The following is a 25,344-nucleotide window of genomic DNA, read 5'->3' on the forward strand; positions in this document are numbered from 1 at the left end:
TCCCCCCCGTCAAACGGGTGGTTTGCACTAGGGCTATAAGCCCAAATTACCAGCCAGCGTCTAAAGACGCTGGCTTTCACCTTGTTCAAGCTCTATTGCTCTTGACTCGTCACTTGCCTCTTAAAAAGGCGTGAGTATTACTTACCACCATCCCTAAAGGGATCCTCATATTCTTTCACACTTCATTTATCTAGTGCTATATCATGCTTTACTCGTTCTCAAATTTTCATACTCGTGAAGAAATCATCCACTGGATAATTTCTTTAATCTTGAATATATTTCTTAATTGTGGCTTCATTGAGCCCTACTGTACTCACATAATAACCTTCCGCCCAGAAATACCGATTTCCAAACTTATACTTGAGGTTGGCGTGTTTATCAAACATCATGAGTGCACTTTTGCCTTTTAAATAACCCATGAATTATCCTTGGTGGAATACTTACCAACATATGTACATAATCACGCATTAAGTGTCCGTCGATAATTTCAATACCTTCATAACTACACAAGCGATGAAATATTTCGCCTAAACTACTTCGATATTGATTATAGATGATTTTTCGTCTATACTTAGGGGTGAACACAATGTGATGGAACACATCCACTTTGTGTGTGATAAACTATGAGACTTTTGTGCCATGGTTTTCTCCTTTCGCTTTACAATTGGCTTGAACACCTTTATTGTATCGCGTTTGGAGTTTTTTAGTATAACCTTCGACGCGCACCCGCATAGCGGGTGTTTTTTTATCTCGCACCTAACGGAGCGAGACGGACTAATAGTCACATAACACAAAAAATCTCTTAGATTCATTTCTAAGAGATTTTTTCTTTCTCTCCCTCACAACCAGCCTTCTTCTTCGGCAGTTTTGGCTGCTTCGGTTCGGTTGCTGGCGCCTAGTTTGGAGAGGATATTGGTCATGTAATTACGGACGGTGCCGTTTGAGAGGTAGAGCTTATCCGCAATTTCTTGGTTGGACAGCCCCTGTGCAACTCCATGCAAAACAGCGACTTCTTGCTCGGTCAAGGGATTGGGATGGGTCATCATGACTTCCATCAGCTCTGGAGAATATTCCTTGCGTCCCTCTAACACCGTATGCAGGGTTTGCATGAGTTCGGCGATGCTTCGCTCTTTCAAGACATAGGCGTCGACTCCTGCTTTGACCGCTCGTTCAAAATAACCTGGGCGTTTAAAGGTCGTAACGATAACCACCTTGATTTCAGGCACTTCTTGTTTGATCCACTCGAGCGCTTCTAGTCCTGTTTTGACTGGCATTTCGACGTCAAGGATGGCAATATCTACTGTTTCTTTCCCCAAAACCTCGATAGCTTCAGCTCCATTTTTCGCCTGCAAGACAGTCTCCACATCTGGTTGAAAGCTTAAGAGCTGGCACATGGCATCTCTAAGCATACTTTGATCTTCTGCGACTAATACTTTCATCTACTTTCTCTCCTTATAAGGCAGATGCACGCGCACCTCTGTTGGATGTTTCAAACTGACCAGCTCTACTTGACCTGAGAAGGCTGCTACACGATCTCGGACTGTATGGAGTTCATTCCCTTTTACAGTTGCAAAACCTTTCCCGTCATCTCTAACTGTCAGGAGCAATTCCTGATCTGTACGTTCCAGTTTTAGATAGGCTTTATTAGCGCTGGCATGCTTGATGATATTGGTCGCCAGTTCTAACAAAATCATAGCAGCCGTCGACTCCACATCTTGGGTCAGGCTAGCCTTGTCCAATTGATTGTCAACCTCAACTTCAATTCCAGCAATCTCCAGCATCTTCTTGACAGTCTCAAGCTCTGATGCTAAAGTCCGTAATTTCAGATTTTCCACGATGGTTCGCACTTCATTCATGGAATCCTTGCTGATCTGGTGAATTTCTTTTAATTCCTTCTCCACCTGTGGATAGGCCTGCATCTGAAATAACTGCAGGGCCAGATCTGTCTTGACACTCAGCATGGCAAAGGTATGCCCCAGGCTATCATGCAAATCCTGACCTATACGACTGCGTTCATTTTCAGCAAGCAATAGATTTATCTGGGCATTTTGCTTGGCCTGAGCTTCTTTCAAATCCTCGACAATGCGAATCCGAACCAAGCCCAATGTCATCAAATCGACAAAAGTAAGAATCCCAAGTTCAAAGGCTACAGCCTCAGTTTCGACTGACTGAAACATCATGAGTTGTCCAACAACAAGAACTTGAGCAAGAAGGAAAGTCCAGACATGAAGAGAACGTAGGCTACGCACTCTAAAATGATAAATCAAGAGATTGGCAAGGAAAAAGAAGAACCAGACATAGTTGCCATAAATAAAGACGGTATTCCCAGCTACATAGGCTAGCATGATAATCCAAAAGAGCCAGGATAATCGCTGGCTCTTGGTTGTCAAAACGCCTAAGTAAGCCACCACAAATAGAATATCAACTAGTAAATGCCAGCTAGGAATCTCCCCAACTACTGCAGAGAGGATAGGGAAAACCATAAAAATCAAACTGGCCCAAAACATATAATGTATGCTTTTCAGTTTTTCAAGCATTAAGAATTCTCCTTATGACCTTGAAGGTAAATAGTCAAACCAAATAAAACTGCTGAAAAAACAAGTAGATAAACTGTGGCTGATAAATTGATGCCACCCTCGTTTAAGAAGGTCTTGAGCAACTCCATCAACTGATAGGTTGGTAGACACTTCCCGATTGCTTGCATCCAGTCTGGAAATAAAGTGATGGGCATCCAGAGTCCGCCTAAAACAGCCAATCCTAGATAGAGAAGATTGCCCACGACAGACATCAGCTGACTAGACGGTAAGAGTGTCAGGATCAAGCCAAGCGCTACAAAAGCTACACTTCCCGCAATAAGCAAGAGCGCAGCCCCAATCCAGCTTCCTAGAGGCATATCCACACCCCTGACCAAGTGCCCAACTGAGAAAACAACCAGGATTGAAACCAAATAATCAACCATCATACTTGTTATCTTTGATAGATAATATTCTACCATATTTACTGGAGTATGGCGTAATGTTTTCTGCCAGTTGTTGATCTTATCGGTATGTAAAACAGCTGGGAATGAAAACATAGCTGTCGACATCATGGAAAAGGCCGTCATAGAGATAAGGTAGTCGCGCATAAAATTAGCCGGCCCACTTGGTGTATCCTGGTACATGCTTGAAAAGAATAAATAGAAGGCCGTCGGCATCCCTACAGATAATAGATAATAGACTAATTGTCGTTTGGTCAATAGAAATTCTATCTTGTTTAGTGCAATCCATCGTTTCATCTTAGTCATCTCCCTTTTGTGTTTCTTCAAAGATTGTATCCAGCAAGCTACGGTTAGTGACTTCAATTTCTTGAATCCTACATCCTGCCTGGACTAACCGTTCCCAGAAAGCATCCGCTTCGCGTGTGACTACTTGCAGGGCATCTTGTTTTTGTGACCAGTTTTCAACCAAGTTAGACTGTTCGACGACTTCCTTGTAAGCTAGAGGTAGGACAAAGTGCTTTTCAATCTCCTCACTGCGCATGGCTAGAGGTGTCGTATCACGGATCAATTCTCCCTTATTTAAGACCAAAATCCGGTCTGCTGTATGCTCTACTTCCTCGATATAATGAGACGAATAGAGAATGGTAACTCCCTGCGCTTTTAAGTCTTGGACAATTTCCCAAAAACGTTGACGGGTTGAAGTATCCATGGCCGCAGTTGGCTCATCTAAAAAGACAAGTTTTGGTCGCCCAATCAAGGTCAAGACAAAAGAGAAGAGACGTTTTTGCCCACCTGACAATTTTTCTGCCAACTGCTCTTTTTGTTGCTTGTCAAACTGCAATAGTTGATCAATCTCCTGGTTGCTCAAGGGATTTGGGTAAATGCTTTGAAAGAAAGCAATCAACTCTTTAACCTTTAATTTCTGAACAATGACATTTTCTTGAGGGAGGTAGCCTCTAATATAGTCTAACTGAGAATTCGTCACTGGCAATCCTTGGATGGATACTTGACCGCTGGTGACCAGTTTATCTCCAAGCAAACAGTCCAAGAGTGTTGTCTTTCCAGCACCATTTGGACCAATCAAGGCGACGCATTCTCCTTCAGCCACTTCAAAGGAAATATCCTTCAATATAGCCTTGCCCTTGATGTTTTTATTTAGGCTTTCTACCTTAATCATGTTCATGATATTCTCCTTTCAGCCACTCCTTCCCCATCGGAATGGCGATAAAAATCATAAATCCTAGACCCCAAGCACCACGAATGACTTGGTGAAGGAAGGCTTGGTCAAACCAACCTGTAAACATTTCGACCAACCATACCACTAGTGATAGTCCAATAAAGAAATAGAGAATCGCTTTTTTCATTTTTCAAACTCCTTTTTCACATCTGAGACCAATTTCAAACCTTCTCGGATCAACCAAGACATCATGCCAAATCCTGCAAATAACTCCCAAGGAAAATGATAGAAGCCTTCGTCCAATCCTGAGAACATGAGATAAGTCATGACTCCTGCTGCTACTAAACTCATTGCGATAATTACTTTATGTTTCATTTTTTCTTCCTCCATTTGATACATCTATTATAATTCTTTGAAGCTAGTGCCACTAGAAGCTTCTGTCATGAGGAAATATGACAAATGTCACAAAAAGTTCACTCAGCTAGGAAAATAGAATTCTCTACAAATCAAAAAAGGTCAGGAAAATCCCGACCTCTTTCGTTTTCTATTTAATCTTTATTCCACACTGAAAAGATATGGGTAAACTGGTTGTTGACCTTGGTGGATTTCCACTTCTACATCTTCGAATTCTTCTGCGATTTCTTGGGCGATTTGGTTAGCCAATTCTTCACTTCCATCTTCACCGATATAGAAGGTTACGATTTCACTGTCTTCATCCAACATATGTTTCAAAGTTTCAGTCAGAGTTTGGTGCATATCAGGGTTTGATACGAGAATCTTACCATCCACCATACCAAGATTGTCATTTTCGTGAATTTCTAGACCATCGATAGTCGTGTCACGAACAGCTGTTGTTACACTACCACTGACAACATCGCCAAGGGCTGCAGTCATGCGTTCTTGGTTTTCTTCGATAGACTTGCTTGGGTCAAATGCTAGAAGGCTAGTCAATCCTTGAGGAAGAGTACGAGCTTCTACCACTACTGCTGGTTGTTCCAATACCTCTGCTGCAGATTGAGCTGCCATAAAGATATTTTTGTTGTTTGGCAAGAAGATGATGTTGCGAGCATTCACTTGCTCTACAGCCTTGACAAAATCTTCTGTAGAAGGGTTCATGGTTTGTCCACCTTCGATGACATAGTCCACACCTTGAGCACGGAAGATGTCTGCCAAGCCTTGTCCAGCTACTACTGCGATAAGGGCGTATTCTTTTTCTTCAGCTGGTTTGCTGACTTGAGTTGCTTCTTTTTCCACTTGTGCTTCGTGTTGGTTACGCATGTTATCGACTTTAACCTTAACCAAGCTACCATATTTCAGACCTTCTTGCATAACAAGTCCTGGATCTTCTGTATGGACGTGAACTTTAACGATTTCGTCGTCGTTGACAACAAGCAGAGAATCCCCAAGGTCATTCAAGTAGTTGCGGAATTCATCGTAGTTAAACTCTTTAGCATAAGTTGGACCTTGCTTAAGGGCAACCATGATTTCCGTACAGTAACCAAAAGTGATATCTTCTGTTGCCACATGTCCAGCAACAGACTTATGGTGTTCTGCATTGATCATTTCACCCATATTAGCTGGAGTCGCTACAAAGTCCTCAGAAGCGCTATATTCACCAGTAAGAGCTGAAAGGAAGCCTTCATAGATGAAAACCAAACCTTGACCACCTGAGTCAACAACACCAACTTCCTTCAAGACTGGAAGCATGTCTGGAGTCTTAGCAAGAGCTGTTTTAGCTCCTTCCAAGGCAGCACGCATAACCTCAATGGCATCGTCTGTCTGCTCGGCTTTTTTCTTAGCACCGATGGCAGCGCCACGTGATACAGTCAGGATTGTTCCTTCAACTGGCTTCATAACAGCCTTGTAGGCTACTTCAACACCAGATTGGAAGGCAAGAGCTAGGTCTTTTCCTGTTAACTCTTCTTTTGTCTTGATGGCTTGTGAGAATCCGCGGAAAAGCTGTGAAGTGATAACTCCTGAGTTCCCACGCGCACCCATCAAAAGACCTTTAGCCAAGATACTTGCAGCCTCACCAACAGTTGAAGCTGGTTTGTCTGCTACTTCTTTAGCACCATTTTCGATAGTCATTCCCATGTTTGTTCCTGTATCTCCATCTGGAACTGGGAAGACGTTCAATGAGTTGACATATTCGGCTTGCTTGTTCAAACGAGTAGATGCAGCCTGTACCATTTCTTGAAATAAGCTTGTAGTAATATTTGACACGATTATTCTCCTACAACTTTGATATTTTGAATGTAGACATTCACAGTTTGAGCAGTGATGCCAAGTTGGTTTTCCAAACTAAAGCGTACACGCTCTTGGATGTTTTTTGAGACTTCACTAATCTTAGTTCCATAGCTCAACACGGTATATACATCAACTGCAATGCTACCATCCTCGGCCGCTTTTACAACGACACCTTTAGAATAATTTTCCTTCCCAAGGAGGGCTTGGAAATTATCTTTGAGGGCTTTCTTACTTGCCATACCGACTACACCAAAAATCTCAGTTGCTGCACCGCCTACAACGGTAGCAATCACTTCATCTGTTAGTTCGATTTGACCATCTTTTGTATTAATTTTTACAGTCATTTTTTCTACCTCAACTAGTTGATACTCTATTTTATCATATTTCAAGCCAAGTGTAAAAGCAGAATACTGTATCGGCGGATATTTGCTCCTTTGACGAGACTTTTTGAGCTTAGAGCAAAAGAAAAAGACCTGATGGCCTTTTACTCTTTATTAAACGCGTTCAACTTTACCTGATTTCAAAGCACGAGCTGAAGCCCAAACTTTTTTAGGTTTACCATCGATAAGAACAGTAACTTTTTGAAGGTTTGGTTTTACGGCACGTTTTGTTTGGTTCATCGCGTGTGAACGGTTGTTTCCTGATACAGTCTTACGACCTGTAAAGTAACATACTTTAGCCATTGTGTTTTCCTCCTATTAGATCTAATATAGCGGATGTGCTAGCACCACATACCGTACTATGTTATCACACTTTCTTCTTTTTTGCAAGGGAATTGGAATATTTTTTTATTTAACGTAGACAATTCCCAACTTCCCAAAGGCCACATCTCCACGGATAATCAAGGTTTTGCTGGTTGGGGCTAGAGGAGTATCTGCCTTGGCTACGCCACAGAAAGTTTCTACCTTTAAATCAACTCCCCAATGTTGAGGAACATAGATAACTGCATTTCCAAAACCGACTTCTATCTTCAAGGTTGCGCTATCTCCCAACATCTCTGCATTGTCATAGTAGATCTTGGCATTTCCAAAACCAACTTCTACTAGATCCTCTACCAATTCTTGATCTTGCTTGTAGAAAGTCCCAGTCCCAAAAGCGACTTCCTTATCTGTAAGAATGGTCTTCTTACCATCATACCACCATTTTTTCCCGTTCCAAGTTCTGTTAGAATGAGTGAGTGCGCTGACACCCATTACGATTAAAATACTAGCCCAGAACAATGACTGATTTGGAATCGGTAAAATGTCATAAAAGTGGTTAGCAATCATTAAGGCCACTAGGGCTGTAAAAGAGGCTGAAGTTAAGTGACGACGCAACAAAGCTCCAACTGATTGATAGGCAAAAAATCCAATACCGATCAATGGCCAAATCTGCCCTCCTAGAGAAGGGATTCCAAAATTCCCCTGCAATAACACTACAGCTGCCAATACTAGCAACACAATACCAAATGCTTTCTTTTTCATGTTCTTACCTCATGTTTCTTAGATTTTCTTTTAGGAGGGATTGGTAGTGTCGTGACACGTGAACCTCCTTGTGGGTTTGATAAAAGGAAATAGTGCCTGTCCCTGAGAAGGACTTGTCAACCGAGTAAACTTGCCGGATATTGGCAATAGTCGACTTGGATACCCGACTGAAATAACGGGGCAGGATAGACTCCAACTCATAAAGCTTGAGCCGAACCTCATAGGCTTCTTTCTGGGTATGGGCGTAAATCTTGCTACCTTCCGTCTCAAAGAAGAGGATTTCTGCCAAGTCTAAGTAGTACTCACCCGTCCCCTTGTAAAAGATCAACCTAGGAGCCTTGGTTTCTTGCAAGAGTCGTTGCAAGAGTCGTTGCAAGTCAGCTATCTCATCTGTCAGGGCTGCAGCCTTGATGACAATCTCTGTCTCAGTTAATTCACTATCAATCTCGATTCGTAACTTCATCCTATCTCCTTTCTGCATCTACTATACCAAAGGCCAGAAGACTTTACAAGAGCAAAAAAGCAAGTGGTCACTTTTGACCCGTAAGTAGTTACGAGGCCAAGCCCACTTGCTTTGCTTTTTAGAAAATAAAGAAAAGAATTCCCAAGATGAGACCACAGGCGTAGCCAACTAGAACATCCTTGGGATAATGAACACCACCCAAGACTCGGACCAAACCGAGAAGAGCTGACAAGACCAATAAAATCAAGCCCACAGGAAAATTTGCATGCAGGCAAGACATGGAAATAATGGTTGCCGAAAAGACATGTCGGCTAGGCATTGAATTCCCAGAGCTGTCTTTATCTAGTAGCGGGACAATTTCCCAAGCTTCATAAGGACGTGGTTGATTGATCCACTTGCGAACTAGCGTCAATAGAACAAAACCAAAAGCTGGAACTAAAATATAAGCAGAAAGTTCTTTCCCAACCCCTTTACTTACAAAGTTTGTTCCCAACAAGGTCAAGTATGCCAAGGGCATCAGGACTGTCATCATGCGATTAAAGACTCGCATCAATTGTAATAGCTGTGGATGTTGAAGGAGACTTGATTTTCTCTTATCATACCACTCTTGATAGTTTTTCATGTCTATTTCTCATACTTTTCTAGGACCTGCTGGGCTGTTTTCCCCTTGGCAAGCCAGTCCACTAATTTGTCCAGACGGCGGATTTCCTGCATCAGAGGGTCCTCAATTTCCTCAATACGAACCCCACAAATCTTACCTGTAATCGCAATCCGTTCAGGCGCATAAGACGGTGCCTGTCGAAAAAAATCTCCGTAGGTAAGGTCCCTATCCAGACAAGCAAGGATGTCACTCACCTCATAACCTGTTAGCCAACTGGTCACTTGATGAACGGATTCTGACCTCCCACCCTTTCGCTCAACCTTTGCGATCAAGGCTGGATAGACCGCAGAAAATTTCATATTGTATAATTTCTGACTCATACTTTCCTCTTTCTATTATACCAGTATAAAGAAGAAAAAGAAGGCCGTCAAGCCTTCTTTGGTTTTATTCTTCTACTTCATCTTCTGTAAATTGACTATTGTAGAGGTCAGCATAGAAACCACCTTGAGCCATAAGCTCTTCATGATTGCCTTGCTCGATGATGTTTCCGTCCTTCATGACCAGAATCAAGTCAGCATTGCAGATCGTTGACAAGCGGTGGGCAATAACAAAGGATGTGCGTTCCTCCATCAAACGGTCCATGGCTTTCTGAATCAATTCCTCTGTACGTGTATCGACTGAAGATGTCGCTTCATCAAGAATCAAGAGCGGAGCATCCTTGAGAAGGGCACGAGCGATAGTCAAGAGCTGTTTCTGTCCGACGGACAAGGTCACTGTATCATCCAAGACGGTATCGTATCCATCTGGTAAAGTTGTGATAAAGTGGTGGATTCCGACTGCTTTGGCTGCTTCAATCACGCGTTCTTCACTAATCTCAGTTTGATTATAAATGAGATTGTCTCGAATGGTTCCTTCAAAGAGCCAGGTATCCTGCAAGACCATCGAGAAGGCATCATGCACTTCTGAGCGTTTCATATTCTTGGTATCCACACCATCGATGCGAATGCTTCCCTTATCAATCTCATAAAATTTCATCAAGAGATTAACAATAGTCGTCTTCCCAGCTCCAGTTGGCCCGACAATAGCGACTTTTTGCCCTGCACGAGCTGTCGCAGAAAAGTCATGAATGATGGTTCGCTCAGGAGTGTAACCAAAGGAAACTTGGTCAAAGACAACTTCACCCTTCATGCCAGTCAATTGTCTTTCCTTATGAGATTCGTCTTCCATCTCATCTTCACTTAGAAATTCAAAGACACGGGTCATAGCTGCACTAGCCTGTTGCAAACTTGTAATCCCTTGGGCAATCTGTGATAAGGGTTGTGAGAAGGTACGAACGTAGACCATGAAGGCTACGATAATCCCAATACTGATATGGCCTTCAAGAGCCAAGGCAGCGCCGACGATAACAACCAAAACATAGCTAAAGTTTCCGACAAAGAACATAGCAGGCATCATGATGCCAGAAATAAACTGAGATTTCCAGATACTATCATGTAGATTTTGATTCAATCCTGCGAATGTTTCTTTAGTAGTATCCACAGCATTATAGCTGGTCACAACATTGTGGCCAGAGTACATTTCTTCTACATAACCGTTTACGGCCGCTAGGTTGTTTTGCTGGGCTTTAAAGTAACCCTGTGACTTAGCCATAATCACTGAAACCGCAGCAAAACCTACAAGGGTTGAAACAACTGTTACCAATGCCAAAATCCAGTTCATGCCAAACATGGTAATCAAAACAGCGATTAGCAAGAAGCTAGCTGAGATAACGGTCCCCAGACTTTGGTTGAGGGACTGAGCCGCCGTATCGACGTCATTGGTTACACGAGAGAGAGTATCTCCTTGAGAATGACGGTCAAAATAAGCAAGTGGCAGACGGTTAATTTTTTCAGCGATAGCTGTCCGCAAGCGTTTTGAAAAATGTTGGATACTCGTTGAAAAGATATAGGCTTGCGTATAGTTGAGAATGGCACCAAGCACATACAAAATAGCTAAAAAGCTGGCGATACTTGACACAGCTACCAAATCGATTTCTGTAGCCAAGCCATCTGAAATCAAGTTGGTGATTTCTTTGATCTTAGTTGGTCCATAAACAGTGATAATACTTGAACATACAGCAGCCACAACTGCAACTAGTAGAGGAAGTTGGAGACCTGCTAGAAAAGGTTTGTATTGTTTCCAAACGGACATCTTCTTATTTTCCATGTTCCAATTCCTCCTTCGATAGTTGTGAATAGGCAATTTCTTGGTAAACTTCATTAGTAGCAAGAAGTTCTTTGTGGGTGCCTTGTCCCACGACTTTACCCTGATCTAAGACTAAGATTAAGTCTGCATCCATGATGGTTGAGATGCGTTGGGCAACGATCAACTTGGTCATAGACGGGGTTTTTTCAGCTAATTCTTGGCGCAAGATACGGTCTGTCTTGTAGTCCAAGGCCGAGAATGAATCGTCAAAAATGAGAATTTCTGGCTTACGAGCCAAGGCACGCGCAATGGTCAAACGTTGTCTTTGACCTCCTGAGAAGTTAGTCCCACCTTGAGCCACTTCTGAATTTAGACCTGCTTCCTTATCCTCAATGAAGCTTTTAGACTGGGCCAACTCCAGAGCTTGCCACATAGCAGTCTCGCTTAGAGGAGTTTCTGGACTCTTACCAAAGTCTAGATTGCCCTTGACATCTCCAGAGAAAAGGACTGCTTTTTGTGGGATATAGCCGACTTTATTCCTCAAATCTTCCAAGTCATAATCCTGCACATTGACACCGTCTACTAGGATTTCCCCATCAGATACATCATAAAAACGAGGCAAGAGGTTAACTAGCGTAGATTTACCAGAACCAGTTGAGCCGATAAAGGCAATGGTTTGTCCTGCTTCTGCCTTGAAACTGACATGCTCCACAACCGCTTCTGAGTTTTTAGAGTAACGGAAGGTTACATCACGGAATTCCACTTGACCTTTTACAGATGAATCTGCCGTCTGTGGTTGACTAGGATTTTCAATAGAAGAATGCAAGTCTAGCACCTGATTGATACGTCCTGCAGAAACCAAGGTACGAGGAAGGACGAAAAAGAGAGCACTCATGAGCAAGAAGCCCATCACGACCTGCATGGCATAAGACATGAAGACCACCATATCACTAAAGAGTGGTAGACGGTCTGTCAGGCTAGCATCGTTGATGATATAGGCTCCAATCCAGTAGATAGCTAAACTCAAGCCACTCGAAATCGCCATCATAATAGGATTCATAATCGCCATCAAACGGTTGACAAAGAGATTAAGACGAGTGACTTCCTCATTGGCTTCTTCAAATTTCTTATCTTGATAATCTTCAGCATTGTAAGCACGAACCACTCGAATCCCTGTCAAACTTTCACGAGTGATACTATTGAGTTTATCTGTCAATTTCTGGATGACAGATTGTTTTGGAAAGGCAAGCGTCATGAGAACAGTTGTCATCAGAACATTGACGATAACAGCAACCACTACTGCCCAGAGCCAGTATTCAGATTTGCCAAGGATTTTTCCAATGGCCCAGATAGCCATGATAGGACCACGAGTGACCACTTGGAGCCCCATAGTAAAGAGCATTTGAATCTGCGTGATATCATTAGTCGTCCGAGTCAATAGACTGGGGATTGAAAAACGTTTAATTTCTATCTGGGAGTAATCCAAAACACGATTAAAAATATCGCTTCGTAGATGAGCTGTATAGGATGCTGCAACTCGAGCGGCAAAAAATCCAACAGTAACGGATGAGAGAAAAGCAAGTAGAGACAAGCCTATCATCTTAATGGCTGGTGACCAAAGATCTCCTAGCTCCGTACCTGGAGTTCCAAGTAGTTCTGTAATTTCTGAAATGTAAGTCGGTACTTCTAACTCTAGATAGACCGAGAAACAGGTAAAGAGGACAGTCAAGAGAATCATTCCCCACTCTTTTCCTGTGATACGTTTAGCGAGTTTCTTCATTCTTACCTCCCATTTTATCTACATTAGCCTGTAGTAGACCCATGACTTCTTCAAAAACAGCTAGTTTTTCCTCAGAAATTCCATCAAGTAGACTACGGTCAATTCGATCAAAGAAAGACTTGATTGGCTTCATCTGAGAGCGTGATTTTTCCGTCAAATGAACAAATTTTGCCCGCTTATCACTTGGACTTGTCTCCAACTCCACCAAACCATTTTGCACCATGCGCTTCACTAGATTACTGGCGACTGACTTGGTGATATTGAGTTCCTGCTCAATATCCTTGATTAACACCGCCTGTTCAGACTCCTCACGATAGTCTAAAAATCGTATGACTTGGCCCTGCGGTCCACCCATAAATTCAATACCACAACGTTTAGCTTCCTGTTGCACCATAAGGTGAACCTGATGACCAAAACGTTTAAAAGCTAACATCGGCTTATCCATGATTGCTCCTTTTTACACATAAATAGTTCTCACGAGAACCAATTGGTTTTCATGAGAACTATTTTATCACTTTCAAATAGGATGTCAAGAAAAAAGTTTCCTTGAGAACTATCTAAGCAGAAATTGACATAAGCTCTTATTTTATCTATAATAAACACTATCTCACATAGATACGAATCCAGTTTACTAGAAATGAGAAATTCACACATGAAACAAGAAGAGTATAAAACCTTAGGAACCCTTGCTGTCATTTTTGGAGCCCTGGCACTTCTTGGTTCTTGGATACCAATTATCAATGGTCTATCCTTTCTCTTTGGATTTGTTGCCTTGATCTTAGGAGTCATCGGCATTGGCCTCAATCTCCAAAATCAAAAAACATTAGCTATGATTGGTTCAAGCTTTGGCCTCATTTCCATTATCATTGTACTGATAAGCCAACTGCTATTCACTCCTATCTTCGCTGATTTTATAAGAGGCTATCGTAGCTCTTCTAATTATCTCATGGAAGAACCAACCAATGAAGATTGGCCAAATAGTACCATTGATGAATATGAAGAGGAAGAAGAGATCTTTACCTGGACTCAAGAACAGTTTGATGCCTTAATAGAGGGTGCCCCTTCCAACCAAGGGCAAGGAGGTAGCAATTACAAAGACATTATCAGTGAACATGGGATTCCAGATTCTGAAGCAGATTCAAGTGACAGTGATTATGAAACCAAAAGAATCACCTATCTCTCCATCAGTTCAGATCCTAAGACAGTTATGCTCACGTTCGTAAAACAAGAAAATGGCCAGTTTCTTCTGATCCGTAAATTCGCCATCGGACTAGATCGCAAAGAACAAACTGATTCTGGAGTGAAGGTTTAACATAACTAAAAAGGTGCCGGGAATAGCAATCGGTAGACCAAGTCTCGATTTCTAAATCCCCGCACCACGATATTTCCACAATCCATTGGATTATGGACAATTATAGATTACTAATAACGTTTTGAGCAAAAGAGATTTTCGTCTCTTTCCTGCCCTTTTGTCATCACAGGATAAACAAACCCCTTGAAAACACTGAATTTTCAAAGGGGTTATTTTTATTCTTAGAATCCGTCTACGTTTGTGTAGATTTTTTGGACGTCTTCGTCGTCTTCAAGGACTCCGTAGAGTTTTTCAAATGTTTCCAAATCTTCACCTGACAACTCAACTTCTGATTGAGGAATCATTTCCAATTCAGTTACTTGGAATTCTTCAATACCAGCTTCACGCAAAGCAACGATAGCCTTGTGAAGATCAGTTGGTGCAGTGTAGACAGTGATTGTTCCTTCTTCTGCTTCTACATCGTCTACATCGACATCTGCTTCAAGCAAGAGTTCAAAGATAGCATCAGCATCATCACCTGCAAAAACGATAACACCCTTGTTGTCAAAGAGGTAAGATACAGAACCTGAAGCTCCCATATTTCCACCGTTTTTACCAAAGGCAGCACGAACATTCGCAGCTGTACGGTTAACGTTTGAAGTCAAGGTATCAACGATCAACATAGAACCATTTGGTCCGAAACCTTCGTAACGTCCTTCTGTAAAGGTTTCGTCTGTGTTTCCTTTTGCCTTATCGATAGCCTTATCAATAACGTGTTTTGGCACTTGCGCTTGTTTGGCACGATCGATAACGAATTTCAAAGCAGTGTTTAGTTCTGGATCTGGCTCACCTTTTTTAGCTGCTACATAGATTTCTACACCAAATTTTGCATATACTTTAGAGTTAGCTCCATCTTTAGCCGTTTTCTTGGCTACGATATTGGCCCATTTACGTCCCATTAGGAATCTCCTTTTTTCACATTTTAATCTTTCTTATTATAACACAAGTCTATCCGATTTTCACTAGAGGAAATGGATTTTCTTTTGTAAATTAAGCTAGGATTTCCCGCCAGTAGCCAAGAGTTTTTTGCCTTCTTTGATCCATGGATGTTTGGAAAGTGAGAAGTAAAGTTGGGCAGTCATAACTAGCCAGAGAAGGGGCTCACATAGAATCACACCTGTATAACCTGTCCAAGGAATAATCCAAGCGACGAAAATAATTTTGCCCAAAAACTCGATAAAGCTTGATACAAGTGGCAAGAATTTTTGACCGAGACCCTGCAAGCTATTTCTATAGATCAATAAAAGACTCAAAAACGGATAGAATACCGAACTGATGCGTAGGTACAAAGCCCCATTTTCAATCAAGTAACCGTCTGTCGAACTTGCCAGGAAAGAAACTAGGCTAGGACTTGCAAAAAATAGAAATACACATGCAAAGCTTGCCCAAGCCATACTGATATAACTCCCTAGTCGAAGACCGTGGACAATGCGATCTGGACGTTTTGCACCAAAGTTTTGAGAGATAAAAGTAGTCATCGATGCTGAGATAGCCGTCATTGGCAATAAGGCAAAGGCCATGATTCGGCGTGCTGCTGTCTGAGCGCTGATAATGACTGCTCCAAAACTATTGACAGAGGATTGCAAAATAACACTTCCGACAGAGACGATTGAACCCATCAAGCCCATGGCTAGCCCCTGCTCTAAGAGATCGACATAGAGGGCCTTATTCCATTTAAAATCTTTCCACCTAGGAAGGAGCTCTGGAACACTCTTTCGGATATAGAGATAACAAAGGATAGCTGACAAGCCCTGGGAGATAATCGTTGCAAGACCTGCAGACTGAACCCCCAACTGCAATTGCGTAATAAAATATAAATCCAGGATGACATTAACGATGGCTGAGAAAATAAGAAAACCAAGCGCAGCAAGACTATCACCAACAGAGCGTAGCAAACCTGCAAAAAGATTATAAGCAAAGCTCACTCCCACACAGCTAACAATCATGGAGATATATTCATAGGACTGAGGGAGAATTTCTGCAGGTGTTTCTAGGTACTGTAAGAGTGGATAAAGACCAAAAAAGCCCATCAACATGACAAGCACACTCAAGATAATACCTAAAATCCAAGTTGCTGCGACAGCTTCTTTAATTTTAGCAAAATTGCGAGCGCCGTAGAGACGTGCAATAACAACACCCATTCCATTGCCGACTCCGAGAGCAAAACCGATAATCAAATCAAAAATGGCTGTCGTTGCTCCGACTGCCGCCAAGGATTCTTGCCCTAAAAAATACCCAACAATCAAAATATCAGCCGTATTATAAAGTTGCTGAAAGATATTGGACAGTAGAATCGGGAATGCAAAACTAATTAGCGCGGGAAGTATGGGACCATGAATCAGGTCCACCGTTGATTTTTTATTCATAAGGCTATTATATCAGCTTTCTAGTAGGGGAACAAGAGAGTTTGGATAAGAAAGCGTTGCCTAGTTACAAACAATCTGGTATAATCGTGACAGAAAAGGAGAGTATGTATGAGCTTAACCAGCCAGTTAATTACAGATGCATTCCCAGACCTTGAAAAAGTCGACCAATTAAACAAAGAAGCCTTTCCTGAAGAAGAACGCGTCTCTTTGGAAGAATTTTTAAGTTACCAGGATCGAGACGATGCCCACTTTTTCGCCTTTTACAACGAAGAGGAATTTGTAGGATTTGCCTTTGCCATTTCTAATCAAAAGGCTTTCTACATAAGCTTTTTTGCCATTATGCCTCATTTGCGTAGCCACGGCTATGGCAAAGAAATCATTGAAAAGCTGATTGATTTTTACCAGCGTACCATGATTCTTGAAGTTGAACGTTTGGATGAGGAATGCGATAACCTCGAACAGCGAAAAGCTCGCATGGAATTTTATAAACAAAATGGCTTCAAAACCGCCAATGCTTTTTTGGAGTACGAAGGTCTTAGTTTTGAGATTCTATATCGTGGTGACCACTTTGATGAAGAAGCCTACCGTGATATCTTTCAAAAATTGCAAGAAGAAAATTATTTCGACTTCCACATCGAGTACCGTCGTTTCAGCGACCACTAACCTATACTGCAGTCTTGAACTTCCCAGTAAGAAACTGCAAATTTCTCTACAATGAATACCCAATCACCTGCACTACAGGTGATTTTTTTGTGATTCCGAAATCAAATAGCAGAAAGTTTTGCTAAATCCATCAAAATATAGTAGATTGAATCTAGAATAGTGCATTACGACTGCTAAAAATATTCCTAGAAATAAGTTTGACTTTCCTAATCGAATTGTTCATCCCTTATTTGAATCTACTATAGTATTTTCTATTCAATCTGCTACACAACAAAATTATAGTAGATTGAATCTATAATAGTACATCACGACTGCTAAAAATATTTCTAGAAATAAGTTTGATTTTTCTAATCGAATTGTTCATCCCTTATTTGAATCTACTATAGTGTTTTCTATTCAATCTGCTACACAACAAAATTATAGTAGATTGAATCTAGAATAGTACGCTACGAATTCTAAAATATTTCTAGAAATAAGTTTGACTTTCCTAATCGAATTGTTCATCCCTTATTTCAATCCACTATAAATAAGGCTGAAACAATTTTGTTTCAGCCTTATCTTGATTTCTCTTATAAAAATGTCACTAAGTTTACGCTTTTGTTCCAGCTTCTGGCATGATGAGCCAGAGAATGAGATAGGCAAGAATTCCTGATCCACCTAGTAGTGTGAAGAGAATCCAAAGCCCACGAACAAGTGTTGCATCAATATCTAAATAGTCAGCAAGCCCTGCACAAACACCAGCAATTTTTTTCTCTTGAACATTGCGAACTAAACGTTTTTCCATACCAACAATCTCCTTGGTATTACTTTTATTTTCAATTTATTTTATCATCAAATCTTTTGCAATAGTCTTCCTCATTTTTACTGTGAAAATCTGTCATTCCTGCTCTCATAACCTTGTTTCTTTATTCTCATATAGCAAAAAAAGTGGGGATTCCTCCGCCACTTTTACTTTTTAATCTTCAATTTCGATTTCAAGATCATCGCCAAGGTCAAGAGTCACTTCTTGATTAGCTACTTCTGATTCCACAGGTGCAACTTTTTCATCAGCTACCGCATCATCTTCAATCAAGCCAAACTTGACACGAACTTGGTGGTCAATCTCGTCAAAGACTTCTGGGTGATCCGCCAAGTATTTCTTAGCATTTTCAGAACCTTGACCGATCTTTTCGTCTTTATAAGAGTACCATGCTCCTGCCTTCTTGATGATGTCAAGATCACTTGCAATCTTCAAGAGCTCACCAGTTCTTGAAATTCCTTCACCATACATGATTTCAACAAAGGCTTCTTTAAATGGTGGAGCCACCTTGTTTTTAACAACCTTAATCTTGGTTTCCTTACCTACGCTAGTATCTTTTTGGTCACCAGTTCCCTTGATTTGTGTGCTTCCACGAACATCTAAACGGACAGAAGCGTAGAATTTAAGAGCACGTCCACCAGGAGTTGTCTCTGGATTACCAAACATAACTCCTACTTTTTCACGCAATTGGTTGATAAAGATAGCAATTGTCTTAGTCTTATTAATAGAAGCTCCGAGTTTACGCATAGCCTGGCTCATCATACGAGCTTGAAGACCAACGTGGCTATCTCCGATATCTCCATCGATTTCTGCACGAGGTACAAGGGCAGCAACTGAGTCGATAACAACAAGATCAACTGCACCTGAGTCAATCAATTTCCCAGCAATTTCAAGACCTTGCTCCCCTGAGTCTGGTTGTGACAAGAGCAATTCATCGATATTAACACCAAGCGCTGCTGCATAGGCTGGGTCAAGCGCGTGCTCCGCATCGATAAAGGCAGCAATTCCGCCTTCTTTTTGGGCTTGCGCTACAGCGTGAAGGGCTACTGTTGTCTTACCAGATGATTCTGGACCGTAGATTTCGATGATACGTCCCTTTGGATAACCACCTGATCCGAGTGCGATATCAAGAGCCAAAGAACCTGAGCTCATCACTTGGACCTTTTGCTCTGCACGTTCACCCAAGCGCATGATTGATCCCTTACCGAAATCTTTTTCAATCAATTTAAGGGCATCGTTTAGGGCTTTTTCACGATCAGCACCAAATTTTTTGCCAATTTCGTCTAATTTTTTTGTTGGTTTTTTCGCCATTTTATTCTCCTGTATTCTAATAGTCCTTAGACCTTCTTCTATTATAACAAATCTCCAGCACTTAATAAAGCTTTGCGAACTAGGTTAAAAGCATGTAAGACTGCAATTTCTCGCACATCTGCACGACTTCTACCTGCGATATTGGCCTGGATAACTTCTGTCCCCGAAGCTTGCGCCAAAGCGATAAAGACTGTACCTGCTGGTTGACCTTCTAGGCTATCTGGTCCAGCCACTCCTGTCAAACTAATGCCAAAATCTGACTGAGTCTTGATTCGCGCCTGTTCAGCCATTTTTTCAGCAGTAAAGGCTGAGACGACTCCGTGTTTTTCCAATTCAGCATTTGGAATATCAAGCATCTTAGCTTTTTCTTCAAGGCTATAGGTCACAAAACCACCTTTAAAGATAGCAGATACACCTGAGAAATCAGCCAAAGTAGCTTGAAAAAGACCTGCAGTCAAGCTTTCTGCTGCAGTGATAGTTTTCTTTTGCTTTTTCAACTCTTCTACTACCAGGCTAGCCAAACTGGTTTCTTCCCCATAGCCATAGCAAATTTCTCGAAGTGAAACACCCTCAAAGGTTTCTCTTTCAAGGATTTTTTGTTCTAAAGTATCTAGAACACGATCCGCTTCTTCTTGACTCTTAGCCTTGGTCGATAATCGAAGGGTCACTTCCCCAGTTTTAGCATAAGGTGCCAAGGTTGGATCCGTCTGCTGGTCAATCAAATCTGATAGAATGGTCACTAGCTGGCTCTCACCAATCCCAAAGAAACGTAGCACACGTGAATAGAGCTTAGATCCCGTTGTCAATCTTGGAAGCAACTCATTTAAGACCATAGGTTTCAATTCACTTGGAGGTCCTGGTAGAACAACGTAGGTTACCCCAGCCACCTCGATCATACCACCGACTGCCAGTCCTGTTTCGTTTGGTAATGGAGTTGAACCTTGAACGATTTGAGCCTGGCGTTCATTATTTGGAGTACGAGCATAGTCTGGTCGATGAGCAAAAAAGTCATCTAGCTTAGCCTGAGCCTGAGGATCAAAAGTCAAGTCGCGTCCCAAAAATTGGGCCAAAGTTTGCTTGGTCAAATCATCTTCCGTCGGTCCCAAGCCACCTGTTAAAATGACTAGACTACTGCGATTCTGAGCAATTTCTAACAAGGATAAGAGACGAGCCTCGTTATCTCCTACAGCTGTCTGAAAATAGACATCTACACCGATTTCAGCCAATTTTTCAGACAAGAATTGCGCATTGGTATTGACAATCTGACCTGTCAAAATCTCTGTTCCAACAGCTATAATTTCTGCTTTCATTTTTTCCTCCTACTTACCTATTCGGATTTCTTTGAAAAAATCGCAGGATAATTCCTACGATTTGATGGATAGTTTCTTGTTATTCTGACTCCTCAGAAGATGGTGGCAAGTGGCCAAAAAGATTCTCATACAAGACTATATTGGTCTCCAAATTCGTAACCTCTGGTTGCCCGAGCGAACGGCGTAAAAGATTTTGCATCTCTAACATATGCTCAGATGTCACGATTTGGTAAGATGTCCCTTGAAGCATTGCATCCTCTCCACGCAATTGCTGAGACTCAATATTCTTAAATGAATCTTGATAACCCATCAACTGAGGAATCGTTGTCGTTGTAATTTCGATATTTGTCTGCATATTGTCACTAAGAGCCTTCAAAATCTCTTGGTAGTGGCTCACACTGTTCAAACTAAGAATCTTCTCGACAACTTTTTGAATCACTTCACGCTGACGTTTTTGACGTCCATAATCTCCTTCTGGATCCTGATAACGCATACGTGAATAAACAAGGGCTTCTTCACCATTTAGCTTTTGTTCACCAACACCGATAGAAATCGTATTAAATGGTTCCTGGTCTTGAATAGAAATTGGGAAGCCAAGAGTATTGTTCACTGTAATACCACCTACAGCATCAACCATTCTTTGAAGTCCATGCATGTTGACCATCACATAACGGTCAATATGGATATTCATCATTTTTTGAATCGTTGAAATAGACAACTCTGCTCCACCATTGGCGTAGGCAGCATTGAGTTTAGCCTCCGTTACACTACCATCTGGCTGCTGGATTTGTGTGAGAATATCCCGCTCCAAACTCATCATGACTGTCTTCTTGGTTTTAGGATTCACCGTCACCAAGATCATTGAATCACTATTACCAGCCCATGGATCTGTACGTTCAACATTCCCTGTGTCCACTCCCATAAGCAAAATTGTCAGAGGTTCGGTCGCTTCAATCACCTTGGTTTCTTCTCCGATTTTTTTATAGGTTTTAGCCAAAGTCTGCGTACTCTGTTGGTAAATCGTATAGGCATAAGCTCCCACACCAAGTACTGTCACAAGAACAAAGCCTAAAAACATTCCGATTATCTTTTTTGCCATACTTTTATTCATCTATCAGTTGACCCATCAGGTAAACATCTAGAAACTCTCCTCCTTCTATACAAGCACCACGTTCCTGTAATCCTTCTATGTTAAAGCCCATTTTTTCATACAGATGCACCGCAGCAAGATTTCTTTTTTGAACTGTCAATTGTAACCGTCGAATACTACCACTTGATTTGGCCCATTCAATAGTTTCTTCCATCAAGATACTACCGAGACCATTTCCCCAGTAAGCTTTTTTTATTCCTAAAAAAATATCTCCAATATGACGGACTCGCGGACGTTGATCAGCTGTTATATTGATGATTCCTACTAACTCATCATTCAAAAAAGCGAGTAGGGTAATTTGATTATCCGACTGGGCCTGCTTATCCAAAAAATGTTGCATTTCAGACTCACTCATTGCAATCCCATTTTCATCCAGACTGGTAAAACTAGTCTCTTGACCAATTTGATCTAAGAGAGCAATGACCGCTGAAGAATCCTGGGCTTCCGCTTCACGGATTAAAAGATCATACTCCATCCGTCAATCCTTTCAAAAGTTCTGTCGCTCTTTGGCCATGAGCATGAAAGACAATCTCTCGTCCCTCATCTTTTTTAAGGATTTCTAACTCCAGATAATCCGATGGAAGATTTTCCCCCAATAGATGTCCCCACTCAATAACCGTTACACCTGAACCAAAAAGGAATTCATCCAAGTCGATAGAATCTGCATCCCCTTCGATGCGATAAACATCTAAGTGATACAAGGGTAGACGTCCTTCATATTCTCTAACAATGGTATAAGTAGGACTCTTAATCATTTGATGAATGCCTAATCCCTTAGCCAGACCCTTTGTTAGCGTTGTTTTCCCAGCACCTAATTCACCAGTCAAAATCAACACATCATTTTTTTCTAACAAGTGCCCTAGTTTTTCCCCAAGTGCAACCAACTCATCTTCATTTTTTGTGTACATGTAATTATTATACCAAAAAGTTTTATTTTGTGATATTTCCATCAACAAAAAAAGAGGAGACTCCCCTCTTTTTTTAGTTTTTGTCATTAGTTAAGAGCCATACTGATGTAGTTCAAGATAAACAAGGCATCCAAAATCCAAATCATGACATGCACATCTTTCACTTGACCTTTGACAACCTTCGTCAAAGTATAAGTTAAGAAACCAACGGCAATCCCTTGTGTGATTGAGTAGCTGAATCCCATAAAGATAGATGTGAAGAAGGCTGGAACAGCTTCAGCCATATCATCCCAAGGAATATTTTTCAAGTTAGAGAGCATCATAATTCCGACAATAATCAAAATTGGTGCAGTTGCAGCTGTTGGAACGATTGCTAGAAGTGGGCTAAAGAAGCTTGATAGGGCAAAACAGATGGCAACAACCAAAGCTGTCAAACCAGTACGTCCACCAGCACCGATACCCGCTGCAGACTCAACATAAGTTGTAACGTTTGAAGTACCTGCAATGGCACCTACTGAAGTTGCCACCAAGTCAGAGTAAAGAGCCTTATCCAATTTAGCTGACTCATGGTTTTCACCACTTGTTGCAATGATACCAACTTTTTCACCAGTACCGATAAGAGTACCGATAGTATCAAAAATATCTGTCAATGAGAAAGCAAGAATGGCCATCAAGGTTTCTGGCAAACGAGAAGTGTTTGAAATCAGAGATCCCAATCCTTCTGAACCAAGAGCAGCACCAAACAAAGTTCCTAGGTCGTTAACTGCTGATGAAAGATTATTGCTTGCAAAGTCAATGCTAGACAAATTAACAAGACCAACAGCAATCGCAAGAACTGTCGTTGTCAAAATAGAAAGGATGATACCACCTTTGATCCCCTTAACAACGAAGAAGATAGTAATGGCAATACCTGCAAGAGCTACCAAGACAGCTGGAGAGTTGAAGTCTACCAATCCTGGAACAGCTGCTGAGTTTGCAGTAAGTGCTGCTTGAGCCTTATCTGCTCCTTCACCTGCTACTGTATAAGTACCTGGGTCAATCGAGAATTTCAAGAGACCAGCATTCTTAATCCCAACATAAGCAAGGAAAACCCCAATACCAGCTGAAATAGCTGAACGAAGAGTTGTAGGAATAGATTCGATGATCATTTTACGAACATTGGTCAATGTAATAATCAATGAAATAATTCCACAGATGAAGACCATTCCAAGGGCTTCTTGCCATTTATAACCCATCCCAAATACGACGGTAAATGTGAAGAAGGCATTTAGTCCCATACCTGGAGCTTGCGCATATGGCAAGTTAGCATAGAAGGCCATCATCAAAGTTCCCACAACAGAACCGATAATTGTCGCCAAGAATACACCCTGAACAGGCATTCCTGTTTGTGAAAGCATTTGAGGGTTTACAAAGAGAATATAACTCATTGCAAAGAAAGTTGTTAAACCAGCAAGAACCTCTGTACGGACATCTGTCCCGTGCTCTTTTAGTTTAAATAGTTTGTCCATTTTTAATCTCCTTTGTCATTTTACGAACAATAATGCTATTATATCACCAATCATTCATATTTTCAAGATGTTTTTTCTAATTTTAAAAATTCTTATTAGATATTATTGTCTCTATTTTCGCTTATTATCAGCTTTTCTAGTCACTTTCTGATATAATAGAAAACATCTTATCTGAAACTAGATTCGGGAGGATTTTATGACTAAAAGAATGATTGCCGTCGATTTGGACGGAACCTTGCTCAACTCTGAAAGCCAACTTTCTGATTTTACTATTGAAACGATTAAGAAAATTTCTAAAAAAGGCCACCAAGTTGTTATCGCAACTGGTCGCCCTTATCGTATGGCTAAAGATTTTTATGACCAGCTTGAACTTGAAACGCCTATGATCAATTTCAATGGTTCACTCACTCACCTGCCTGGTAAGGTTTGGAAACATGAAAAGTGTCTGACTGTGGACAAAAAATACCTCTTGGATATCGTGAAACGAAAAGAGGATATTGAGGCAGACTTTATCGCAGGTGAATACCGTAAAAAGTTTTACATTACAGCACCAGACAAAGAAATTGCCAACCCTAAATTATTTGGTGTTGAAAACTTTCGCCCAGAAAATCAATTCCAGTCTGATTTAGTGACCAAGGGGCCTAACTGTATTTTATTACAAACTAGGGCAGACGATAAATATGCACTGGCTGAAGAGATGAACAGCTTCTACAAGCACCAACTCAATATTAATACTTGGGGTGGCCCCTTAAATATCCTTGAATGCACTCCCAAAGGAGTTCACAAGGCCTTTGCCCTTGAATATCTTCTCAATGTCATGAATATAGACAAACAGAATTTGATTGCCTTTGGTGACGAACATAATGACCAAGAAATGCTTTCTTTTGCAGGTAAAGGATATGCCATGAAAAACGCAAATCCTGCTCTGTTACCTTTCGCAGACGAGCAACTACCATTAACCAACGACGAAGATGGCGTCGCTCAGTTTTTACAAGAACGATTTCTTTAATTTCACTCATTCTATACTTTTGTGGTAGACATTAGCTACCTTAAAAGTATGGAATTTTTTTGAGCTCAAAGTCAATG

General features: G+C 41.2%; 28 protein-coding genes and 1 pseudogene. 3 read left to right on the forward strand and 26 right to left on the reverse strand.

Annotation, left to right across the window (positions count from 1 at the left end):
• Positions 1-182 precede the first annotated feature (182 nt).
• From tnpA to QM374_RS05195, 17 genes and pseudogenes are all read right to left on the reverse strand, one after another.
• A pseudogene (gene tnpA / locus QM374_RS05115) lies at positions 183-641 on the reverse strand (IS200/IS605 family transposase).
• A gap of 198 nt (positions 642-839) precedes the next feature.
• Complete coding sequence (locus QM374_RS05120) at positions 840-1,439, reverse strand: response regulator transcription factor (RefSeq protein ID WP_281335293.1); 600 nt, start codon at positions 1,437-1,439, stop codon at positions 840-842.
• Complete coding sequence (locus tag QM374_RS05125; RefSeq protein ID WP_315640360.1) at positions 1,440-2,537, reverse strand: sensor histidine kinase; 1,098 nt, start codon at positions 2,535-2,537, stop codon at positions 1,440-1,442.
• Positions 2,537-3,274 carry an ABC transporter permease gene (locus QM374_RS05130; protein ID WP_414311068.1) on the reverse strand — a complete coding sequence of 246 codons (738 nt, stop codon included), beginning with the start codon at positions 3,272-3,274 and terminating at the stop codon, positions 2,537-2,539. The genes QM374_RS05125 and QM374_RS05130 overlap by 1 nt, the downstream gene beginning before the upstream one ends.
• Position 3,275: 1 nt before the next feature.
• The gene (locus QM374_RS05135; protein WP_414311069.1) at positions 3,276-4,160 is read right to left on the reverse strand and encodes an ABC transporter ATP-binding protein; all 885 of its coding nucleotides are present in this window, start codon (positions 4,158-4,160) and stop codon (positions 3,276-3,278) included.
• Positions 4,147-4,341, reverse strand: coding sequence for a hypothetical protein (locus QM374_RS05140; RefSeq protein WP_414311070.1), 195 nt, complete (start codon positions 4,339-4,341; stop codon positions 4,147-4,149). The genes QM374_RS05135 and QM374_RS05140 overlap by 14 nt, the downstream gene beginning before the upstream one ends.
• Positions 4,338-4,544: a hypothetical protein gene (locus QM374_RS05145; RefSeq protein ID WP_025171227.1), complete on the reverse strand. Its 207-nt coding sequence runs from the start codon at positions 4,542-4,544 to the stop codon at positions 4,338-4,340. The genes QM374_RS05140 and QM374_RS05145 overlap by 4 nt, the downstream gene beginning before the upstream one ends.
• Before the next feature lie 165 nt (positions 4,545-4,709).
• A complete protein-coding gene (locus QM374_RS05150; RefSeq protein ID WP_414311071.1) occupies positions 4,710-6,377 on the reverse strand; it encodes a DAK2 domain-containing protein in 1,668 nt (555 codons plus the stop codon).
• 2 nt (positions 6,378-6,379) lie between these two features.
• Positions 6,380-6,745, reverse strand: a complete 366-nt coding sequence (locus QM374_RS05155) for an Asp23/Gls24 family envelope stress response protein (RefSeq protein WP_000216431.1) — start codon at positions 6,743-6,745, stop codon at positions 6,380-6,382.
• Positions 6,746-6,895: 150 nt separating this feature from the next.
• Entirely contained in the window at positions 6,896-7,084 is a 189-nt protein-coding gene (rpmB, locus tag QM374_RS05160) for a 50S ribosomal protein L28 (RefSeq protein WP_001140948.1), read from the reverse strand.
• A gap of 105 nt (positions 7,085-7,189) precedes the next feature.
• Positions 7,190-7,864 (reverse strand): LiaF transmembrane domain-containing protein, encoded by a 675-nt coding sequence (locus QM374_RS05165; protein WP_414311072.1) that lies wholly within the window; start codon positions 7,862-7,864, stop codon positions 7,190-7,192.
• A gap of 4 nt (positions 7,865-7,868) precedes the next feature.
• The gene (locus QM374_RS05170) at positions 7,869-8,327 is read right to left on the reverse strand and encodes a LytTR family DNA-binding domain-containing protein (RefSeq protein ID WP_414311073.1); all 459 of its coding nucleotides are present in this window, start codon (positions 8,325-8,327) and stop codon (positions 7,869-7,871) included.
• Between the two features lie 118 nt (positions 8,328-8,445).
• The gene (locus QM374_RS05175) at positions 8,446-8,949 is read right to left on the reverse strand and encodes a phosphatase PAP2 family protein (RefSeq protein WP_371560710.1); all 504 of its coding nucleotides are present in this window, start codon (positions 8,947-8,949) and stop codon (positions 8,446-8,448) included.
• Positions 8,950-8,951: 2 nt separating this feature from the next.
• Positions 8,952-9,308, reverse strand: a complete 357-nt coding sequence (locus QM374_RS05180) for a DUF2200 domain-containing protein (RefSeq protein WP_371560712.1) — start codon at positions 9,306-9,308, stop codon at positions 8,952-8,954.
• A 64-nt stretch (positions 9,309-9,372) separates the two neighbouring features.
• Positions 9,373-11,133, reverse strand: a complete 1,761-nt coding sequence (locus tag QM374_RS05185) for an ABC transporter ATP-binding protein (RefSeq protein WP_414311074.1) — start codon at positions 11,131-11,133, stop codon at positions 9,373-9,375.
• Positions 11,123-12,892, reverse strand: a complete 1,770-nt coding sequence (locus QM374_RS05190; RefSeq protein WP_414311075.1) for an ABC transporter ATP-binding protein — start codon at positions 12,890-12,892, stop codon at positions 11,123-11,125. The genes QM374_RS05185 and QM374_RS05190 overlap by 11 nt, the downstream gene beginning before the upstream one ends.
• Complete coding sequence (locus tag QM374_RS05195; RefSeq protein ID WP_414294973.1) at positions 12,876-13,337, reverse strand: MarR family winged helix-turn-helix transcriptional regulator; 462 nt, start codon at positions 13,335-13,337, stop codon at positions 12,876-12,878. Before QM374_RS05195 ends, QM374_RS05190 begins: the two co-directional genes overlap by 17 nt.
• A gap of 207 nt (positions 13,338-13,544) precedes the next feature.
• Here QM374_RS05195 and QM374_RS05200 point away from each other — a divergent pair, with 207 nt between their 5' ends.
• Positions 13,545-14,204: a hypothetical protein gene (locus QM374_RS05200; protein ID WP_414311076.1), complete on the forward strand. Its 660-nt coding sequence runs from the start codon at positions 13,545-13,547 to the stop codon at positions 14,202-14,204.
• A 221-nt stretch (positions 14,205-14,425) separates the two neighbouring features.
• On the opposite strand, the gene QM374_RS05205 is transcribed toward QM374_RS05200, so the two are convergent.
• Entirely contained in the window at positions 14,426-15,142 is a 717-nt protein-coding gene (locus QM374_RS05205; protein ID WP_371607896.1) for a YebC/PmpR family DNA-binding transcriptional regulator, read from the reverse strand.
• Positions 15,143-15,238: 96 nt separating this feature from the next.
• Positions 15,239-16,609: an MATE family efflux transporter gene (locus QM374_RS05210; protein WP_414294975.1), complete on the reverse strand. Its 1,371-nt coding sequence runs from the start codon at positions 16,607-16,609 to the stop codon at positions 15,239-15,241.
• A gap of 108 nt (positions 16,610-16,717) precedes the next feature.
• On the opposite strand from QM374_RS05210, the gene QM374_RS05215 reads away from it, so the two are divergent.
• The gene (locus QM374_RS05215) at positions 16,718-17,272 is read left to right on the forward strand and encodes a GNAT family N-acetyltransferase (RefSeq protein WP_414294976.1); all 555 of its coding nucleotides are present in this window, start codon (positions 16,718-16,720) and stop codon (positions 17,270-17,272) included.
• A gap of 589 nt (positions 17,273-17,861) precedes the next feature.
• Here the strand turns inward: QM374_RS05215 and QM374_RS05220 are convergent.
• From QM374_RS05220 to QM374_RS05250, 7 genes are all read right to left on the reverse strand, one after another.
• The gene (locus tag QM374_RS05220; protein WP_371607899.1) at positions 17,862-18,056 is read right to left on the reverse strand and encodes a PspC domain-containing protein; all 195 of its coding nucleotides are present in this window, start codon (positions 18,054-18,056) and stop codon (positions 17,862-17,864) included.
• Between the two features lie 171 nt (positions 18,057-18,227).
• Positions 18,228-19,382: a recombinase RecA gene (gene recA, locus QM374_RS05225; protein ID WP_001085523.1), complete on the reverse strand. Its 1,155-nt coding sequence runs from the start codon at positions 19,380-19,382 to the stop codon at positions 18,228-18,230.
• A gap of 41 nt (positions 19,383-19,423) precedes the next feature.
• Complete coding sequence (locus QM374_RS05230) at positions 19,424-20,692, reverse strand: competence/damage-inducible protein A (protein ID WP_371607900.1); 1,269 nt, start codon at positions 20,690-20,692, stop codon at positions 19,424-19,426.
• A gap of 79 nt (positions 20,693-20,771) precedes the next feature.
• Positions 20,772-21,791 (reverse strand): biofilm formation/cell division transcriptional regulator BrpA, encoded by a 1,020-nt coding sequence (gene brpA / locus QM374_RS05235; RefSeq protein WP_371560725.1) that lies wholly within the window; start codon positions 21,789-21,791, stop codon positions 20,772-20,774.
• A 4-nt stretch (positions 21,792-21,795) separates the two neighbouring features.
• On the reverse strand, positions 21,796-22,317 hold the full coding sequence (locus QM374_RS05240) for an N-acetyltransferase family protein (protein WP_414311077.1): 522 nt from the start codon (positions 22,315-22,317) through the stop codon (positions 21,796-21,798).
• Positions 22,307-22,750, reverse strand: coding sequence for a tRNA (adenosine(37)-N6)-threonylcarbamoyltransferase complex ATPase subunit type 1 TsaE (gene tsaE, locus QM374_RS05245; protein WP_007555495.1), 444 nt, complete (start codon positions 22,748-22,750; stop codon positions 22,307-22,309). Before tsaE ends, QM374_RS05240 begins: the two co-directional genes overlap by 11 nt.
• An 86-nt stretch (positions 22,751-22,836) precedes the next feature.
• On the reverse strand, positions 22,837-24,258 hold the full coding sequence (locus QM374_RS05250) for an NCS2 family permease (protein ID WP_414311078.1): 1,422 nt from the start codon (positions 24,256-24,258) through the stop codon (positions 22,837-22,839).
• 196 nt (positions 24,259-24,454) lie between these two features.
• Here QM374_RS05250 and QM374_RS05255 point away from each other — a divergent pair, with 196 nt between their 5' ends.
• On the forward strand, positions 24,455-25,267 hold the full coding sequence (locus QM374_RS05255; protein ID WP_414311079.1) for a Cof-type HAD-IIB family hydrolase: 813 nt from the start codon (positions 24,455-24,457) through the stop codon (positions 25,265-25,267).
• Positions 25,268-25,344 lie beyond the last annotated feature (77 nt).

The sequence above is a fragment of the Streptococcus infantis genome (assembly GCF_047465525.1).
Taxonomy (GTDB): Bacteria; Bacillota; Bacilli; order Lactobacillales; family Streptococcaceae; genus Streptococcus; species Streptococcus infantis_R.

Excerpts from the sequence above, each read along its gene's own strand:
- QM374_RS05195 (WP_414294973.1), bottom strand. The coding sequence starts at position 13,337 with ATGGATAAGCCGATGTTAGCTTTTAAACGTTTTGGTCATCAGGTTCAC.
- QM374_RS05185 (WP_414311074.1), bottom strand. The coding sequence starts at position 11,133 with ATGGAAAATAAGAAGATGTCCGTTTGGAAACAATACAAACCTTTTCTA.
- QM374_RS05175 (WP_371560710.1), bottom strand. The coding sequence starts at position 8,949 with ATGAAAAACTATCAAGAGTGGTATGATAAGAGAAAATCAAGTCTCCTT.
- QM374_RS05255 (WP_414311079.1), top strand. The coding sequence starts at position 24,455 with ATGACTAAAAGAATGATTGCCGTCGATTTGGACGGAACCTTGCTCAAC.
- QM374_RS05210 (WP_414294975.1), bottom strand. The coding sequence starts at position 16,609 with ATGAATAAAAAATCAACGGTGGACCTGATTCATGGTCCCATACTTCCC.
- QM374_RS05190 (WP_414311075.1), bottom strand. The coding sequence starts at position 12,892 with ATGAAGAAACTCGCTAAACGTATCACAGGAAAAGAGTGGGGAATGATT.
- QM374_RS05170 (WP_414311073.1), bottom strand. The coding sequence starts at position 8,327 with ATGAAGTTACGAATCGAGATTGATAGTGAATTAACTGAGACAGAGATT.
- QM374_RS05180 (WP_371560712.1), bottom strand. The coding sequence starts at position 9,308 with ATGAGTCAGAAATTATACAATATGAAATTTTCTGCGGTCTATCCAGCC.
- QM374_RS05145 (WP_025171227.1), bottom strand. The coding sequence starts at position 4,544 with ATGGAGGAAGAAAAAATGAAACATAAAGTAATTATCGCAATGAGTTTA.
- QM374_RS05205 (WP_371607896.1), bottom strand. The coding sequence starts at position 15,142 with ATGGGACGTAAATGGGCCAATATCGTAGCCAAGAAAACGGCTAAAGAT.
- tsaE (WP_007555495.1), bottom strand. The coding sequence starts at position 22,750 with ATGTACACAAAAAATGAAGATGAGTTGGTTGCACTTGGGGAAAAACTA.
- rpmB (WP_001140948.1), bottom strand. The coding sequence starts at position 7,084 with ATGGCTAAAGTATGTTACTTTACAGGTCGTAAGACTGTATCAGGAAAC.
- QM374_RS05165 (WP_414311072.1), bottom strand. The coding sequence starts at position 7,864 with ATGAAAAAGAAAGCATTTGGTATTGTGTTGCTAGTATTGGCAGCTGTA.
- QM374_RS05230 (WP_371607900.1), bottom strand. The coding sequence starts at position 20,692 with ATGAAAGCAGAAATTATAGCTGTTGGAACAGAGATTTTGACAGGTCAG.
- QM374_RS05155 (WP_000216431.1), bottom strand. The coding sequence starts at position 6,745 with ATGACTGTAAAAATTAATACAAAAGATGGTCAAATCGAACTAACAGAT.
- QM374_RS05140 (WP_414311070.1), bottom strand. The coding sequence starts at position 4,341 with ATGAAAAAAGCGATTCTCTATTTCTTTATTGGACTATCACTAGTGGTA.
- QM374_RS05135 (WP_414311069.1), bottom strand. The coding sequence starts at position 4,160 with ATGAACATGATTAAGGTAGAAAGCCTAAATAAAAACATCAAGGGCAAG.
- QM374_RS05240 (WP_414311077.1), bottom strand. The coding sequence starts at position 22,317 with ATGGAGTATGATCTTTTAATCCGTGAAGCGGAAGCCCAGGATTCTTCA.
- recA (WP_001085523.1), bottom strand. The coding sequence starts at position 19,382 with ATGGCGAAAAAACCAACAAAAAAATTAGACGAAATTGGCAAAAAATTT.
- QM374_RS05200 (WP_414311076.1), top strand. The coding sequence starts at position 13,545 with ATGAAACAAGAAGAGTATAAAACCTTAGGAACCCTTGCTGTCATTTTT.
- QM374_RS05120 (WP_281335293.1), bottom strand. The coding sequence starts at position 1,439 with ATGAAAGTATTAGTCGCAGAAGATCAAAGTATGCTTAGAGATGCCATG.
- brpA (WP_371560725.1), bottom strand. The coding sequence starts at position 21,791 with ATGGCAAAAAAGATAATCGGAATGTTTTTAGGCTTTGTTCTTGTGACA.
- QM374_RS05215 (WP_414294976.1), top strand. The coding sequence starts at position 16,718 with ATGAGCTTAACCAGCCAGTTAATTACAGATGCATTCCCAGACCTTGAA.
- QM374_RS05130 (WP_414311068.1), bottom strand. The coding sequence starts at position 3,274 with ATGAAACGATGGATTGCACTAAACAAGATAGAATTTCTATTGACCAAA.
- QM374_RS05125 (WP_315640360.1), bottom strand. The coding sequence starts at position 2,537 with ATGCTTGAAAAACTGAAAAGCATACATTATATGTTTTGGGCCAGTTTG.
- QM374_RS05220 (WP_371607899.1), bottom strand. The coding sequence starts at position 18,056 with ATGGAAAAACGTTTAGTTCGCAATGTTCAAGAGAAAAAAATTGCTGGT.
- QM374_RS05250 (WP_414311078.1), bottom strand. The coding sequence starts at position 24,258 with ATGGACAAACTATTTAAACTAAAAGAGCACGGGACAGATGTCCGTACA.